Below are 15277 nucleotides of genomic sequence, written 5' to 3' on the forward strand. Positions count from 1 at the left end.
TCTGCAAGTTTGCTCGGTGTCGACGCCGATGGTGTTCCCCTAACCGAGGGTGACCAAGCATGCAAGAAAGCGTGATGCAGCGCATGTGGAACAGCGCCTACCTTTCAGGTGGAAACGCTGCCTATGTGGAAGAGCTTTATGAGCTCTACCTGCACGACCCTAACGCTGTGCCAGAAGAGTGGCGCACCTACTTTCAGAAGTTGCCTGCCGACGGCAACTCTGCCACTGATGTTTCGCACTCCACAATTCGCGATCATTTTGTGCTGCTGGCAAAGAACCAGCGCCGCGCCCAACCGGTTTCCGCCGGCAGCGTGAGCAGTGAGCACGAGAAGAAGCAAGTTGAAGTGCTGCGATTGATCCAGGCCTACCGTATGCGTGGCCACCAGGCAGCCCAGCTTGACCCGCTGGGGCTGTGGCAGCGTCCTGCACCTGCAGACCTGTCGATCAATCATTACGGCTTGACCAATGCCGATCTTGATACGACCTTCCGTGCCGGCGACCTGTTCATCGGCAAAGAGGAAGCGAGCCTACGCGAAATTCACGAAGCGTTGCAGCAGACATATTGCCGCACCATCGGCGCTGAATTTACGCATATCACCGATTCCGAGCAGCGCCAGTGGTTCCAGCAGCGTCTGGAAAGCGTGCGTGGTCGTCCGACGTACTCCGCCGACATCAAGAGCCACCTGCTTGAGCGCGTGACTGCCGGTGAAGGCCTGGAAAAATACCTGGGCACCAAATACCCGGGCACCAAGCGTTTCGGTCTGGAAGGCGGCGAAAGCCTGATTCCGATGCTCGACGAACTGATCCAGCGTTCCGGTTCCTACGGCACCAAGGAAGTCGTCATCGGCATGGCCCACCGTGGCCGTCTGAACGTGCTGGTCAACACCTTCGGCAAGAACCCGCGCGAGCTGTTCGACGAGTTCGAAGGCAAGAAGAAGGTCGAGCTGGGTTCCGGTGACGTTAAATACCACCAGGGCTTCTCGTCCAACGTGATGACCACTGGCGGTGAAGTTCACCTGGCCATGGCGTTCAACCCGTCCCACCTGGAAATCGTTTCCCCGGTGGTCGAAGGTTCGGTTCGCGCCCGTCAGGATCGTCGTAACGACCAGACCGGTGAGAAGGTTCTGCCGATCTCCATCCACGGTGACGCTGCATTCGCAGGTCAGGGTGTGGTCATGGAAACCTTCCAGATGTCGCAGACCCGCGGTTTCAAAACCGGCGGCACCGTGCACATCGTGATCAACAACCAGGTGGGTTTCACCATCAGCAACCCGCTGGACTCGCGTTCCACCGAGTACGCCACCGACGTTGCGAAGATGATCCAGGCGCCGATTCTCCATGTGAATGGCGATGATCCGGAAGCCGTGTTGTTCGTGACCCAGCTGGCTATCGACTACCGCATGCAGTTCAAGCGTGACGTGGTGATCGACCTGGTCTGCTACCGTCGTCGCGGCCACAACGAGGCCGACGAGCCTAGCGGCACCCAGCCGCTGATGTATCAGCAGATCACCAAGCAGCGCACCACCCGTGAGCTGTACGCTGATCGTCTGACTCAGTCCGGTGTACTGGACGCTGAGCGTGTTCAGGCCAAGGTCGACGAGTATCGCAACGCGCTGGACAACGGTTTGCACGTTGTGAAATCGCTGGTCAAAGAGCCGAACAAAGAGCTGTTCGTGGACTGGCGTCCGTATCTGGGCCACGCCTGGACTGCGCGTCACGACACTCGCTTTGATCTGAAGACCCTGCAAGAACTGTCTGCCAAGCTGCTGGAAATTCCGGAAGGCTTCGTAGTTCAGCGTCAGGTTGCGAAGATCTACGAAGACCGTCAGAAGATGCAAGCCGGCGGCCTGCCGATCAACTGGGGTTACGCTGAAACCATGGCGTACGCGACCCTGGCGTTCGAAGGTCACCCGATCCGCATGACGGGTCAGGACATCGGCCGCGGTACGTTCTCGCACCGTCACGCTGTTCTGCACAACCAGAAAGATGCCGGCACCTACATTCCGCTGCAGCACCTGTACGACGGTCAGCCACGTTTCGACCTGTACGACTCGTTCCTGTCGGAAGAAGCGGTATTGGCGTTCGAATACGGTTACTCGACCACCACGCCAAATGCGTTGGTGATCTGGGAAGCCCAGTTCGGCGACTTCGCCAACGGTGCACAGGTTGTTATCGACCAGTTCATCACCAGCGGCGAACACAAGTGGGGCCGTCTCTGTGGTCTGACCATGTTGCTGCCACACGGTTACGAAGGCCAGGGTCCCGAGCACTCCTCGGCACGTCTGGAGCGTTACCTGCAGCTGTGCGCCGAGCACAACATTCAGGTAGCCGTACCAACCACGCCGGCACAGATCTACCACTTGCTGCGTCGTCAGGTGATTCGCCCGCTGCGCAAGCCGCTGGTCGTGCTGACGCCGAAGTCGCTGCTGCGCCACAAGCTGGCCATCTCGACGCTGGAAGATCTGGCCGAAGGTTCGTTCCAGACCGTGATCCCGGAAATCGATGCCCTGGACCCGAAAAAGGTCGAGCGCGTTGTTCTGTGCAGCGGCAAGGTTTACTACGACCTGCTGGAAAAACGCCGTGCCGAAGGCCGCGAAGATATCGCCATCGTGCGTATCGAGCAGTTGTACCCATTCCCTGAGGACGACTTGAAAGAAGTCCTGGCTCCTTATACCAACGTCAAACATGCCGTTTGGTGTCAGGAAGAGCCGATGAACCAGGGCGCCTGGTACTGCAGCCAGCACCACTTGCGTCGCAGCATCAGCAACCTCAACAAATCTCTCGTACTTGAGTACGCGGGCCGTGAGGCTTCTGCTGCACCTGCTTGTGGTTACGCATCGATGCACGCCGAGCAGCAGGAAAAACTGCTGCAAGACGCGTTTACCGTTTAATGCCTTCGCGCACCTGAAACCGAATTTAAGGAACCACAGATAATGGCTATCGAGATCAAAGCCCCCACTTTCCCGGAATCGGTTGCCGATGGCACCGTTGCCACCTGGCACAAAAAACCGGGCGACGCTGTCAAGCGCGACGATCTGATCGTCGACATCGAAACTGACAAAGTCGTACTGGAAGTTCTGGCTACTGCCGACGGCGTGCTGGGCGCAATCGTCAAGAACGAAGGCGACACCGTTCTGTCCGACGAAGTCCTGGGCTCCATCGAAGCGGGCGGCGCTGCTGCCGCTGCTCCAGCCGCCGCTGCTGCTCCGGCCGCTGCTGCCGCTGCACCGGCTGCTGCCGAAGGCGAAGACGATCCTGTTGCTGCACCGGCTGCGCGCAAGCTGGCTGAAGAAAACGGCATCAACATCGCTTCCGTTGCCGGCACCGGCAAAGGCGGTCGTGTGACCAAGGAAGACGTGGTTGCAGCTGTTGCTGCCAAGAAAGCCGCTCCGGCTGCCGCGCCTGCCAAGGCTGCTGCTCCTTCGGCTGCCGCTCCTGTGTTCGCCGCTGGCGACCGCATCGAGAAGCGCGTACCGATGACCCGCGTGCGTGCCACCGTGGCCAAGCGTCTGGTTGAAGCTCAGTCGAACATGGCGATGCTGACCACTTTCAACGAAGTCGACATGACCGAAGTCATGGCTCTGCGTTCGAAGTACAAGGACCTGTTCGAGAAGTCCCACAACGGCGTACGCCTGGGCTTCATGTCGTTCTTCGTGAAAGCAGCTACCGAAGCGCTGAAACGCTTCCCGGCTGTCAACGCGTCGATCGACGGCGGCGACATCGTTTACCACGGCTACGCGGACATCGGCGTTGCCGTTTCCAGCGACCGTGGCCTGGTTGTTCCGGTCCTGCGTAACGCCGAACTGATGAGCCTGGCTGAAATCGAAGGCGGCATCGCCACTTTCGGCAAGAAAGCCCGTGACGGCAAACTGTCGATGGACGAGATGACCGGTGGTACCTTCACCATCACCAACGGTGGTACCTTCGGTTCGATGATGTCGACCCCGATCGTCAACCCGCCGCAGGCAGCGATTCTGGGCATGCACAACATCATCCAGCGTCCTATGGCCATCAACGGTCAGGTCGTTATCCGTCCGATGATGTACCTGGCACTGTCCTACGATCACCGTCTGATCGATGGCAAAGAAGCTGTAACCTTCCTGGTGACCATCAAGAACCTGCTGGAAGATCCGGCTCGTCTGTTGCTGGATATCTGATAGAAGCAGTCGCGGGCTTCAAGTTTCAAGCTGCAGGAAAGGGCAGCTTGGCTTGGAGCGCGCGGCTTGAAGCTTTTCGCTAAAGAGGATTTTTTGAATGTCGCAGAAATTTGACGTAGTAGTGATCGGTGCCGGCCCTGGCGGTTACGTAGCTGCCATCAAGGCCGCGCAGCTGGGTCTGACCACTGCCTGCATCGAGAAGTACACCGACGCCGAAGGCAAGCAAGCCTTGGGCGGTACCTGCCTGAACGTCGGCTGCATTCCTTCCAAGGCGCTGCTGGACAGCTCCTGGAAATACAAGGAAGCCAAAGAAAGCTTCAACGTTCACGGTATCTCGACTGGCGAAGTCAAAATGGACGTCGCTGCGATGGTTGGCCGCAAGGCTGGCATCGTCAAGAACCTGACCGGCGGCGTTGCCACTCTGTTCAAGGCCAACGGCGTTACTTCGATCCAGGGCCACGGCAAACTGCTGGCTGGCAAGAAAGTCGAAGTCACCAAGCCGGACGGCTCGGTTGAAGTCATCGAAGCTGAAAACGTGATCCTGGCTCCAGGCTCGCGTCCAATCGACATTCCACCGGCTCCGGTTGACCAGAAAGTCATCGTTGATTCGACTGGCGCACTGGAATTCCAGACCGTACCTAAACGTCTGGGCGTGATCGGCGCTGGCGTGATCGGCCTGGAACTGGGTTCGGTATGGTCGCGTCTGGGCTCCGAAGTGGTTGTCCTCGAAGCATTGGACACTTTCCTGATGGCAGCGGACACCGCTGTTTCCAAGGAAGCGCTGAAAACCCTGACCAAGCAAGGTCTGGACATCAAGCTGGGCGCTCGCGTAACCGGTTCGAAAGTCAACGGCGAAGAAGTCGTTGTCAACTACACCGATGCCAACGGCGAACAGACCATCACTTTCGACAAGCTGATCGTAGCCGTTGGTCGCCGTCCGGTGACCACTGATCTGTTGGCTGCCGACAGCGGCGTGACCCTCGACGAGCGTGGTTTCGTGCATGTTGACGATCACTGCGCCACCACCGTACCGGGCGTTTTCGCCATTGGTGACGTGGTTCGCGGCATGATGCTGGCTCACAAGGCATCCGAAGAAGGCATCATGGTTGTCGAGCGCATCAAGGGCCACAAAGCCCAGATGAACTATGACCTGATCCCTTCGGTTATTTATACTCACCCGGAAATCGCGTGGGTTGGCAAAACCGAGCAGGCCTTGAAAGCTGAAGGCGTTGAAGTTAACGTCGGCACCTTCCCGTTCGCCGCTTCCGGCCGTGCCATGGCCGCCAACGATACCGGTGGTTTCGTCAAGGTCATCGCTGATGCCAAGACTGACCGCGTATTGGGCGTGCACGTGATTGGCCCGAGCGCTGCAGAACTGGTTCAGCAGGGCGCGATCGGTATGGAATTCGGCACCAGCGCTGAAGATCTGGGCATGATGGTTTTCTCCCATCCGACCCTGTCTGAAGCCTTGCACGAAGCTGCTTTGGCTGTGAATGGCGGCGCCATCCACATTGCCAACCGCAAGAAGCGTTAAGACACAATAAGAAACCACGGCGGTAACGGCCCGTCGTGAGCCTTGCGAGCAAGTCTCACCGCGGAATGTCCGCTGGACGCAGTCTTGCGTAGCTGCACCGGGTATCCGGAAAGGCTACGCAAGCAGCAGTCACAGGTGGCGCGGCACTCAAATGAGCGCAGCGCCGAATGCGCAGTACCTAACGAAGACGGTAAAAAGCATGAATCTTCACGAGTATCAGGGTAAGCAGCTGTTCGCTGAATACGGCCTGCCAGTTTCCACTGGTTACGCAGTAGACACCCCGGAAGCAGCAGCAGAAGCTTGCGACAAAATCGGCGGCAGCGAGTGGGTTGTCAAAGCCCAGGTCCACGCCGGTGGTCGCGGTAAAGCGGGCGGCGTTAAGCTGGTTCGCAGCAAAGAAGACGCCAAAGCCTTCGCACAGCAGTGGCTGGGCAAGCGTCTGGTGACTTACCAGACTGACGCCAATGGCCAGCCAGTCACCAAGATCCTGGTTGAATCGTGCACTGATATCGCTAAAGAGCTGTACCTGGGCGCTGTCGTTGACCGTTCGAGCCGTCGCATCGTGTTCATGGCTTCCACCGAAGGTGGCGTGGACATCGAGAAAATCGCTCACGACACTCCAGAAAAAATTCTCAAGGCCACTATCGATCCACTGGTTGGCGCTCAGCCATTCCAGGGTCGCGAGCTGGCATTCCAGCTGGGTCTGGAAGGCAAGCAGGTTGCTCAGTTCGCCAAGATCTTCGTAGGTCTGGCCAAACTGTTCAAGGATCACGACCTGGCTCTGCTGGAAGTGAACCCGCTGGTGATCAAGGCTGACGGCGATCTGCACTGCCTGGACGCCAAGATCAACATCGACGCCAACGCAATGTACCGTCAGCCTAAGCTGAAGACTTTCCACGATCCGTCGCAAGACGATCCGCGCGAAGCGCACGCTGCCAAGTTCGAACTGAACTACGTAGCACTGGAAGGCAACATCGGCTGCATGGTCAACGGTGCTGGCCTGGCCATGGGTACCATGGACATCGTCAACCTGCATGGCGGCAAGCCAGCCAACTTCCTCGACGTAGGTGGTGGTGCTACCAAAGAACGCGTTACCGAAGCGTTCAAGATCATCCTGTCCGACACCAACGTCGCTGCAGTACTGGTCAACATCTTCGGCGGCATCGTTCGCTGCGACATGATTGCCGAAGGCATCATCGGCGCTGTGAAAGAAGTCGGCGTGAAAATCCCGGTTGTTGTTCGCCTTGAAGGCAACAACGCTGAGCTGGGCGCTAAAGTACTGGCAGAAAGCGGTTTGAACATCATCGCTGCTACCAGCCTGACCGACGCTGCTCAACAAGTTGTCAAAGCTGCGGAGGGCAAATAATGAGCGTCCTGATCAATAAAGACACCAAAGTTATCTGCCAGGGTATTACCGGTTCGCAAGGTAGTTTCCACACCCAGCAAGCCATCGAATACGGCACCAAGATGGTTGGTGGCGTAACTCCAGGCAAAGGCGGCACCGAGCACCTGGGTCTGCCAGTGTTCAACACCGTCAAAGACGCAGTAGCGGCCACTGGCGCTACCGCCAGCGTGATCTACGTTCCGGCTCCTTTCTGCAAAGATTCGATCCTGGAAGCTGCTTTCGGCGGCATCAAGCTGATCGTCTGCATCACCGAAGGCATTCCTACCCTGGACATGCTGGACGCTAAAGTTAAGTGCGACGAGCTGGGCGTAGTCCTGATCGGCCCTAACTGCCCAGGCGTGATCACCCCAGGCGAATGCAAGATCGGCATCATGCCAGGTCACATTCACTTGCCAGGCAAGGTCGGTATCGTTTCCCGTTCCGGCACCCTGACCTACGAAGCTGTGAAGCAGACCACTGACGCCGGTTTCGGTCAGTCGACTTGCGTCGGCATCGGTGGTGACCCGATCCCGGGTTCGAACTTCATCGACATCCTGAAGCTGTTCCAGGAAGACCCGAAGACCGAAGCGATCGTAATGATCGGCGAGATCGGCGGTTCGGCTGAAGAAGAAGCGGCTGCCTACATCAAGGCACACGTGACCAAGCCGGTTGTTTCCTACATCGCTGGTGTGACTGCTCCTCCGGGCAAGCGCATGGGCCATGCTGGCGCAATCATCTCTGGCGGCAAAGGCACTGCAGACGAGAAATTCGCTGCTCTGCAAGACGCAGGTGTAAAAACCGTGCGTTCGCTGGCAGACATCGGCAAGGCCCTGGCCGAGCTGACTGGTTGGGCTGTCAAGTAAGCCTCGTGCTTAGCTGACGCTTTACCAAACAAAGGCCACCTTCGGGTGGCCTTTGTCGTTTCTGGCATTTAGAGGGACAGGAGGGCTTCTGTGGCGAGGGGATTTAGCGAAACGTCGCACCGCCCCGTTGGGCTGCGAAGCGGCTCCAAACCCGATGTATCCAGCCAATCGAAAAGCGCTAGAAGTTCTCAATCAGGGCTGCTTCGGCCCATCGGGGATAAATCCCCTCACTACAGGGTTCGTGCTCTACCTACAGAGTTCCATGTAGGAAAAATAGATACGTAAACGCGACAAAGACACGTCGCGTATCGGATAGTTCGCCCCCAAACAGTGCGTTTGTCAGACAAATTCGTTAGGCTAGCAGCCATTTTTGCGTCTGCCGCCCACAAGGCATGCAACGCGCTAAACGGGTTGATCCCATACGGATCGACAGCATTTCCCTAACCCCACAGGGAAATCCCCTCCTAAATTCCGATTCAGAGTGTGGTTTCCTTAATGAAAGTTTTGAAAGGTCAGGACATCCTGGCACTGGGTTTTATGACATTTGCCCTGTTCGTCGGGGCCGGTAACATCATCTTCCCGCCTATCGTCGGTTTGCAGGCCGGACCTCACGTCTGGATGGCGGCGCTGGGCTTCCTGATCACCGCTGTCGGCTTGCCGGTGATCACCGTCGTTGCACTGGCCAAGGTCGGTGGGGCGATGGATGCGCTGAGCAGCCCGATCGGCAAGATCGCTGGCGGCATTCTGGCTGCCGCGTGCTATCTGGCGGTCGGTCCGCTGTTCGCGACACCGCGTACCGCGACCGTGTCGTTCGAAGTGGGCCTGGCGCCGCTGACTGGCGAAAGCCCGCTGGCGCTGTTCCTCTACAGCTCGGTGTACTTCCTGCTGGTGTTCTTCATCTCGCTCTACCCGGGCCGTTTGCTGGACACCGTGGGGCGTTTCCTCGCGCCGCTGAAAATCATCGCCCTGGCGGTACTGGGCATCGCGGCATTCGCCTTGCCGGCCGGTGATATTGGTCAAGGCACAGCGGAATACGTGGCGGCACCGTTCTCCCAGGGTTTCATCAATGGCTACCTGACCATGGATACCCTCGGGGCCCTGGTGTTCGGTATCGTCATCGTTAACGCGATCCGCTCCCGTGGCGTCGAGTCGCCTGCGCTGATCACCCGTTACGCGATCATCGCCGGGTTGATTGCCGGTGTCGGTCTGGCGCTGGTGTATGTCAGCCTGTTCCGCCTCGGTTCCGGTAGCCACGAAGTGGCGGTCGGTGCTACCAACGGCGCGGCGGTACTGCACGCTTATGTGCAACACACCTTCGGTTCGCTGGGCAGTGGTTTCCTCGCGGTGCTGATCTCGCTGGCGTGCCTGGTGACGGCGGTTGGCCTGACCTGCGCCTGTGCCGAATACTTCAGCGGTGTGGTGCCGCTGTCTTACAAGACGCTGGTGATCATCCTGGCAGCGTTCTCGCTGCTGGTGTCCAACTTGGGCCTGACCAAGCTGATTGCGTTCTCGATCCCGGTGCTCACCGCGATCTATCCGCCATGCATCGTGCTGGTGGCACTGAGCTTCTGCAAAGACTTCTGGCATGAGCATGGGCGCATTCTCGGCCCGGTGATGCTGGTGTCGTTCCTGTTCGGCACCATCGATGCACTCAAGGGCGCCGGTCTGGCTGACTGGATGCCTTCGCAACTGTCCCACTTGCCGCTGAGCGAGCAGGGCCTGGCATGGCTGGTGCCGTGCGTGATGACCCTGGTGGTCGCGGTGGTTTGCGATCGTCTGCTGGGCAAGCGTAGCGAAGCCATTGCTTAAAGCTTCGTGATCCGCCACAAGCGGGTTTGCAACGCTTAAACAGAAATGCCCCGTATCAATCGATACGGGGCATTTTTTATGGGCGTCAGGCAGTGTCTTTTTCCCTGAGCTAACGTCGAAGCACTGCACAGGTTTTACCTGGAACAGCTTCCATTCATCACAGGGACCCGCATGTCGTTCATCCACGCCAACCTGATCCACCTGCTCGCCGCACTCTGGTTTGTCATCTGCTGGGGCGGTTACACCCGCTACGCCAGCTGGAAGGCTCGCGACACCGCGTGTCTGGCCAGCGTGTTGCATCTCTACCGCGAAGACTGGATGCGCCGCATGTTGCTGCGCGACAACCGCATTGCCGACGCCAGCGTGATCGGCAATCTGGAGCGCAACGCCTCGTTCTTCGCATCCAGCACCCTGATCATTCTTGCCGGTATTCTCACCGTGCTCGGTGCCTCCGAGCGGGCGGTGTCGTTGCTGGCTGACATCCCGATGGTGCAGCAGGCCTCACAGGGCATGTCGGAGATCAAGTTGCTGTGCCTGGCGCTGGTGTTCGTCTATGCGTTCTTCACGTTCAGTTGGTGCATGCGCCAGTACAACTTTGCCGCCGTGCTAGTGGGGTCGGCGCCGATGGTGGGTGAGCGGCATGTGTCGGAGCAGGAGCGCAAGGCGTTTGCGTCAAGGGCGGCCCGTGTGATTTCCATGGCGGCCAACCAGTTCAACTTTGGTCTGCGTTCCTATTATTTCGGCATGACCATGCTGGCGTGGTTCGTCAGCCCGTGGCTGTTCATGCTGATGAGTGCTGGCGTTGTGCTGGTGTTGTATCGCCGTGAATTTCATTCCGACGTTCTTGATGTGATGGTCTATACCCCTACAGAAGCGCCCATTCCCGAGGCAAACAAAGAGGTCGTTTGATGAGTATTCCGTTCTGGTGTGTGTTTATCAGTGCGCTGTTGATCTATATCGCGCGCCTGCCGGTGGGCAAGGCCATGAAAGAGCAGGGCGGCTACAACAACCATCTGCCACGCCAACAGCAGGCGCAACTCAGCGGTTATGGGGCCAGAGCGCTGGCGGCGCACCAGAACAGTATCGAAGCATTCATCTTGTTCGCAGTCGGTGTGCTGATGGCGCATACCACGCAAACCCAGGGATGGTTGATCGATGCCTTGGCGATCATCTTTGTGATCGCGAGGATCCTCTATTTGTGGTTCTACCTGGCTGATATTCCAAAGCTGCGCAGTCTGGTCTGGCTGGTGGGCCTGATTTGCTCTTTATTGTTGATGATTAGTCCGACTTTTAGAACTGTGCTGCTCTAAGCGGCATTAGCGACAAATGACAGGCAAAAGAAAACCCGCACTTGGCGGGTTTTCTTTTTTACACCGAAAAGCAAATTATTGCTTTTTGGCGGCTTCTTCTTGAGCAGCTTGATTCGATTCAGCCTGAGCTTTGGCAGCTTCGGCGTTTTCTTTTGCTGCGTCGTTCACTTTATCCTGAGCTTTGTTCATGTCTTGCTGAGCCTGCTCAGCATGTTGGTTGGCATCTTGAGCTTTGTCCTCGGATTTTTTATCGCAGGCAGCGAGACCGAGGGAAGCGGTCAACATCAAGGCAATAGCTAAAGTCTTACGCATGGGGTGTTTCTCCTTATGGAAAATAACTACTGGCCTTAAGAACGTTGCCCGCAACGTTAAGTTCCTCATTTCTTTCAGATATATAAGTTTGTTTTTACATGGAACTTTTGCGGTATTCCTTACTACTGGCAAAAGGCTCTAACGAGAGTAATTATCAAATGGCCGAAAACCCCGTTTTTGAGCGTGCGACGCGATTTCTGTCGGCGTTGCGTCACTGTCAGGTGTTGGGTTTAAAGGTGTACAGCGCCTCAGTCGAGGGGCTGACGGTGATCCTGCCGTACAGTCCGCAAATCGTCGGTAATCCGCAGACTGGTGTCATTCACGGCGGAGCGATCACCTCGTTGATGGACACGGCCTGCGGCATGTCCACCCTCTGCGTGCTGCCGGAATTCGAAGTCTGCCCGACCCTCGACCTGCGCATTGATTACATGCACGCCGCCGAGCCCAATAAGGATGTCTACGGCTTTGCCCAGTGCTACCGAGTGACGACCGATGTGATCTTCGCTCGCGGTTTCGCCTATCAGGATGATCCCGAGCAGCCGATTGCCCATGTCGTCGGCACCTTCATGCGCATGGGCAAAAATATAAAAGGAACAAAAGGTTTCGGCGGCGCCATCAAGGGGGGAGGCCAATGAGCAACGACCTCAAGGAACAACTGCTACAGGCTCATGCGCAGGGAGACTATGCGCCGTTGCTGAAACTGATCCCGTATGCCGGGCTGATTGGCATCGAATGCTCACGCGTCGGTGACGAGCTGCTGTTCAAGCTGCCGGCGAACAAGGACAACATTGGTAACCCTTTACTTCCAGCGATCCACGGTGGGGTGATTGCCGGGTTCATGGAGCTCGCAGCGGCGTTGCATTTATTGATCTTCACTGGTGCGCCGGGTGTGCCGAAGATCATCGACTTTTCCCTTGATTACCTGCGCGCCGGGCAGTTTCGCGACACCTGGGCCAAGTGTCAGGTGTGCCGCCAGGGGCGGCGGGTGGCCAACGTTGCCGTCACGGCCTGGCAAAGCACAGAAAGCGAACCGATTGCCACCGCCCGCGCGCACTTCAAAATTGAAGAGCCCTTGAAATCCTGAACACTGCCCCAAACTCAGATGACAACCCGCCGTAGACCATTTCGGGTCTCGGCCACTGCCATCTGATTGGAGTTTGATGACCATGAGTGTGGAAACTCAAAAGGAAACCCTGGGCTTCCAGACCGAGGTAAAGCAGCTGCTGCACCTCATGATCCATTCGCTGTATTCCAACAAGGAAATCTTCCTTCGCGAATTGATCTCGAACGCCTCTGACGCTGTCGACAAGCTGCGCTTCGAAGCCCTGGCCAAGCCTGAGTTGCTCGAAGGTGGCGCAGATCTGAAAATCCGTGTGAGCTTCGACAAGGACGCCAAGACCGTCACTCTCGAAGACAACGGTATCGGCATGAACCGTGACGATGTGATCACCCACCTGGGGACCATCGCCAAGTCGGGCACCGCCGATTTCATGAAGAATCTCTCGGGCGATCAGAAGAAAGATTCGCACCTGATCGGTCAGTTCGGCGTGGGCTTTTACTCGGCGTTCATCGTTGCCGACCAGGTTGACGTGTACAGCCGTCGTGCCGGCACCCCGGCCAACGAAGGCGTGCACTGGTCGTCGAAAGGCGAGGGCGAATTCGAAGTCGCCACCATCGAAAAACCTGAGCGCGGTACTCGCATCGTTCTGCACCTGAAAGCGGCTGAAGACGAGTTCGCTGATGGCTGGCGTCTGCGCAACATCATCAAGAAATACTCCGACCACATCGCTTTGCCAATCGAGCTGCCGAAAGAAGCGGCTGCTGCCGAAGGCGAAGAAGCCCCGGCCGTTGAATGGGAAACCGTCAACCGCGCCAGCGCCCTGTGGACCCGCCCTCGCACTGAAGTGAAGGACGAGGAATATCAGGAGTTCTACAAACACATCGCCCACGACTTTGAAAACCCGCTGGCCTGGAGCCACAACAAAGTCGAAGGCAAGCTCGAATACAGCTCGCTGCTTTACGTGCCGGCTCGCGCACCGTTCGACCTGTATCAGCGTGAAGCGCCGAAAGGCCTGAAGCTCTACGTGCAGCGCGTTTTCGTGATGGATCAGGCTGAGTCGTTCCTGCCGCTGTACCTGCGCTTCATCAAAGGCGTGGTCGATTCCAACGACCTGTCGCTGAACGTGTCGCGTGAGATCCTGCAGAAAGACCCGATTATCGATTCGATGAAGACCGCGCTGACCAAGCGTGTGTTGGACATGCTGGAAAAACTGGCGAAGAACGAGCCTGAGCAATACAAAGGCTTCTGGAAAAACTTCGGTCAGGTCATGAAAGAAGGCCCGGCAGAAGATTTCGCCAACAAGGAAAAAATCGCCGGTCTGCTGCGTTTCGCATCGACCAATGGCGACGACGGCGAGCAGATCGTCGGTCTGGCCGACTACCTGGCACGCGCCAAGGAAGGTCAGGACAAGATCTACTACCTCACCGGCGAAACTTACGCGCAGGTCAAGAACAGCCCGCACCTGGAAGTCTTCCGCAAGAAAGGCATCGAAGTGCTGCTGCTGACCGACCGCATCGACGAGTGGCTGATGAGCTACCTCAGCGAGTTCGACGGCAAGACTTTTGTCGACGTGGCACGCGGTGATCTCGATCTGGGCAACCTGGACTCGGAAGAAGACAAGAAAGCCGCAGAAGAAGTCGCGAAATCCAAAGAAGGTCTGGTCGAGCGTCTGAAAACCGCGCTGGGCGATTCCGTGGCTGAAGTGCGCGTTTCCCATCGTCTGACCGATTCGCCGGCCATTCTGGCCATCGGCGAGCAGGACCTGGGTCTGCAAATGCGTCAGATCCTCGAAGCCAGCGGTCAGAAGGTGCCGGATTCGAAGCCGATCTTCGAATTCAACCCGAGCCACCCGCTGATCGAGAAACTCGATGGCGAGCAGAGCGAAGAGCGTTTTGGCGACCTTTCGCACATCCTCTTCGATCAGGCAGCCCTCGCGGCTGGCGACAGCTTGAAGGATCCGGCCGCTTATGTGCGCCGCCTGAACAAGCTGCTGGTTGAACTGTCGGTTTGATCACGTTGTAGGAAAAACCCGCTTCGGCGGGTTTTTTCATTCTGGTGTTTAACAAATCAGGAGTCAGAAATGAGCCAAGTCACTGTACGTTCCGTGGTCTATCAGATTGATGGCCAGCCGTATGAAGGTCGTCTGGCGTTCGACGCCGAACATAAAGACGCGCGCCCGGGTCTGTTGATGGCGCCGAACTGGATGGGTGTCAGCGCCGGTGCCGAAGAAATCGCCAAGTCGGTGGCGGCCAAGGGTTACGTGGTGTTGATCGCTGACGTTTACGGCCAGGCTGTGCGTCCGCAGAACGCTGACCAGGCCGGTGCGGCGATGATGCCGCTGAAGGATGACCGCGCATTGCTGCGCAAGCGTATGCAGGCGGCTTTCGAGCAGTTGCAGAAGCAGGGTGAGGCGGCAGTCGATACCTCGAAACTGGCGGTGTTCGGTTTCTGCTTTGGCGGTTGCTGTGCGCTGGATCTGGCGCGCACTGGCGCGGCGGTGAAAGCGGCGGTGTCGTTCCACGGCACACTGGATTCGCCGAACCCGGCCGATGCGAAAAACATCAAAGGCTCGGTGCTGGTGCTGCACGGCGCTTCCGATCCGTTGGTGCCGAAAGAGCAGTTGCCGGCGTTTGAAGATGAGATGAACGCAGCGAACGTCGATTGGCAGTTGCTGAGCTACGGCGGTGCGGTGCACTCGTTTACTGATCCGCATGCGAATGTGCCGGGCAAGATGATGTACGACGCGAAGACTGCCAAGCGCGCTTTCAAGTCGATGCATGATTTGCTGGATGAAGTGTTCAAGGGTTGATTCTGGTGACAGGCACTCACTTTTCTGATGCCTGACAGG

13 protein-coding genes are annotated in these 15277 nt (G+C 57.6%); 12 read left to right on the forward strand and 1 reads right to left on the reverse strand.

Annotated elements, in window-relative coordinates; all coding sequences use genetic code 11:
* Positions 1-59: 59 nt before the first annotated feature.
* From KI231_RS08590 to KI231_RS08625, 8 genes are all read left to right on the forward strand, one after another.
* Entirely contained in the window at positions 60-2891 is a 2832-nt protein-coding gene (locus tag KI231_RS08590; RefSeq protein WP_103307283.1) for a 2-oxoglutarate dehydrogenase E1 component, read from the forward strand.
* A 42-nt stretch (positions 2892-2933) separates the two neighbouring features.
* A complete protein-coding gene (odhB, locus tag KI231_RS08595; protein ID WP_103307282.1) occupies positions 2934-4157 on the forward strand; it encodes a 2-oxoglutarate dehydrogenase complex dihydrolipoyllysine-residue succinyltransferase in 1224 nt (407 codons plus the stop codon).
* A 97-nt stretch (positions 4158-4254) separates the two neighbouring features.
* The gene (lpdA, locus tag KI231_RS08600; RefSeq protein ID WP_126361382.1) at positions 4255-5691 is read left to right on the forward strand and encodes a dihydrolipoyl dehydrogenase; all 1437 of its coding nucleotides are present in this window, start codon (positions 4255-4257) and stop codon (positions 5689-5691) included.
* 199 nt (positions 5692-5890) lie between these two features.
* On the forward strand, positions 5891-7057 hold the full coding sequence (gene sucC / locus KI231_RS08605; RefSeq protein ID WP_007919879.1) for an ADP-forming succinate--CoA ligase subunit beta: 1167 nt from the start codon (positions 5891-5893) through the stop codon (positions 7055-7057).
* Positions 7057-7938 (forward strand): succinate--CoA ligase subunit alpha, encoded by an 882-nt coding sequence (gene sucD, locus KI231_RS08610; RefSeq protein WP_007919877.1) that lies wholly within the window; start codon positions 7057-7059, stop codon positions 7936-7938. Before sucC ends, sucD begins: the two co-directional genes overlap by 1 nt.
* A 495-nt stretch (positions 7939-8433) precedes the next feature.
* On the forward strand, positions 8434-9747 hold the full coding sequence (gene brnQ / locus KI231_RS08615) for a branched-chain amino acid transport system II carrier protein (RefSeq protein WP_103307281.1): 1314 nt from the start codon (positions 8434-8436) through the stop codon (positions 9745-9747).
* A 171-nt stretch (positions 9748-9918) separates the two neighbouring features.
* Positions 9919-10656 (forward strand): DUF599 domain-containing protein, encoded by a 738-nt coding sequence (locus KI231_RS08620; protein ID WP_103307280.1) that lies wholly within the window; start codon positions 9919-9921, stop codon positions 10654-10656.
* Positions 10656-11057, forward strand: coding sequence for an MAPEG family protein (locus KI231_RS08625; protein ID WP_103307279.1), 402 nt, complete (start codon positions 10656-10658; stop codon positions 11055-11057). Before KI231_RS08620 ends, KI231_RS08625 begins: the two co-directional genes overlap by 1 nt.
* Before the next feature lie 75 nt (positions 11058-11132).
* Here KI231_RS08625 and KI231_RS08630 read toward each other — a convergent pair whose 3' ends face one another.
* Positions 11133-11369 carry a hypothetical protein gene (locus KI231_RS08630; RefSeq protein ID WP_007962865.1) on the reverse strand — a complete coding sequence of 79 codons (237 nt, stop codon included), beginning with the start codon at positions 11367-11369 and terminating at the stop codon, positions 11133-11135.
* Positions 11370-11527: 158 nt separating this feature from the next.
* On the opposite strand from KI231_RS08630, the gene KI231_RS08635 reads away from it, so the two are divergent.
* The 4 genes from KI231_RS08635 (at position 11528) to KI231_RS08650 (ending at position 15238) form a co-directional block, all read left to right on the forward strand.
* Positions 11528-12004: a PaaI family thioesterase gene (locus tag KI231_RS08635; protein ID WP_213028758.1), complete on the forward strand. Its 477-nt coding sequence runs from the start codon at positions 11528-11530 to the stop codon at positions 12002-12004.
* A complete protein-coding gene (locus KI231_RS08640) occupies positions 12001-12453 on the forward strand; it encodes a PaaI family thioesterase (RefSeq protein WP_103307277.1) in 453 nt (150 codons plus the stop codon). Before KI231_RS08635 ends, KI231_RS08640 begins: the two co-directional genes overlap by 4 nt.
* 82 nt (positions 12454-12535) lie before the next feature.
* Entirely contained in the window at positions 12536-14440 is a 1905-nt protein-coding gene (htpG, locus tag KI231_RS08645) for a molecular chaperone HtpG (protein ID WP_213027978.1), read from the forward strand.
* Between the two features lie 69 nt (positions 14441-14509).
* Positions 14510-15238 (forward strand): dienelactone hydrolase family protein, encoded by a 729-nt coding sequence (locus tag KI231_RS08650; protein WP_213027979.1) that lies wholly within the window; start codon positions 14510-14512, stop codon positions 15236-15238.
* The last annotated feature ends 39 nt before the right edge of the window (positions 15239-15277 follow it).

Source organism: Pseudomonas sp. Seg1, from assembly GCF_018326005.1.
Taxonomy (GTDB): Bacteria; Pseudomonadota; Gammaproteobacteria; order Pseudomonadales; family Pseudomonadaceae; genus Aquipseudomonas.